General features: G+C 40.0%; 1 protein-coding gene. It reads left to right on the top strand.

What is annotated here, in order from left to right; all coding sequences use genetic code 11:
- Positions 1–95: 95 nt before the first annotated feature.
- The gene (locus L641_RS0104995; protein WP_024601142.1) at positions 96–956 is read left to right on the top strand and encodes an IS982 family transposase; all 861 of its coding nucleotides are present in this window, start codon (positions 96–98) and stop codon (positions 954–956) included.
- Positions 957–1,434: the final 478 nt, after the last annotated feature.

Raw genomic sequence — 1,434 nt, 5'->3', positions numbered from 1 at the left:
TAATTAACCTGAGCTGCACATAAGAAATGGAACTAAATGCCCTTGCGGTGATCAGATCTTTCGACCATGAAACATAAGATTACCGAGGCAAGGGCATGAATAACTTAGATGCAATTTACGTAGATGTCGATGATTTTTGTTTATTGTTTGAACCTCAGTGGCTTACACACCTAATAGAATCAGGTGAGAAGCAACGCATTAAGCCGTCTCGACTATCCTCTAGCGAAGTGATGACTATATTAATTGCCTTTCATCAATCAGGTTATCGCGACTTTAAAACTTACTACACCAAATTTGTTTGTCAGTATTGGCGACATTATTTTCCTGATTTACTCAGTTATACACGTATGTTGAAGTTACTTCAGGCCACGTTACCTGCTCTGTGTAGCTATCTGAAGCAGCGCTTTGATAAACCAACAGGCATTGCATTTATCGATTCTACTTCTCTCAAGGTGTGTCACAACATGCGTATTCCTCGCCACCAAGTTTTCGCGGGAAAAGCCAAGCGGGGTAAAGGAACAATGGGCTGGTTTTATGGGTTTAAACTTCACCTCATCATGAATGATGAAGGTGGTTTATTAGCAGTAAAAGTGACAGCTGGGAATGTTGATGATAGACAGCCGGTGTTAGATATGGTCGATAATGTTACAGGTAGTTTATACGCTGATAAAGGTTATGTATCTGCAAACCTAAAAGCGGAACTTGCTGAGCAAGGCATTGATTTTATTACAGGTCAACGAAGTAATATGAAACGTCAGCCAATATCATCTTGGGATAGAGCGATGTTATCAAAGCGTTTTATCATTGAAACAGTTTTCGACCAACTGAAAAATATGGCTCAAATAGACCATACAAGGCACCGCAGCTGCATCTCATTTATGGTTAATTTAATGGCTGGATTAATTGCCTATACCTTTCAGACTAAAAAGCCGAGTATTAAAGTGACTCGGCTTTAATTCTTATGCAGATCTGAGGTTAATTAGTATTTCTGACCTTTATAAAGCTCGATACATTAATCCGAATGGCAGACAATCTGCTGATTTAAAAGTAAAGTACGAGTATCGTGAATAACTCAACTAACAAGCAAAGCCAGCCGACGCGTACCGCGCAGCTGCTTTGAGCGTTACCAATGACCGCCCATGGCACTCAGCCGATAGTCGGTATAGAGTGGTTTAACTTACAGTATAAAGCAGTTATATATCGCTAACGTGGTAAATTAGATTGTTTCTGGTAAATTCATTATTTTTGTCGGATGGCGTGGCTCCGCCACTTATCCGACCTACGTCAAAATGTAGGTTGGTTAAGCCGAAGGCGCCACCCAACAGGCTTTCAAATTCACTTTTTATCCGCTCATGGCACTTTGCCGAAATTCAGCTTTGATAAAGTCCTACAGCTTAAACCTGACAGATTAAGTTAGTATTTATTAAAATAAAC

Origin of the sequence: Pseudoalteromonas sp. TB41, assembly GCF_000497975.1 — a bacterium.
Lineage (GTDB): Bacteria > Pseudomonadota > Gammaproteobacteria > Enterobacterales > Alteromonadaceae > Pseudoalteromonas > Pseudoalteromonas tetraodonis.
This window is presented reverse-complemented; position numbering and strand designations above follow the sequence as displayed.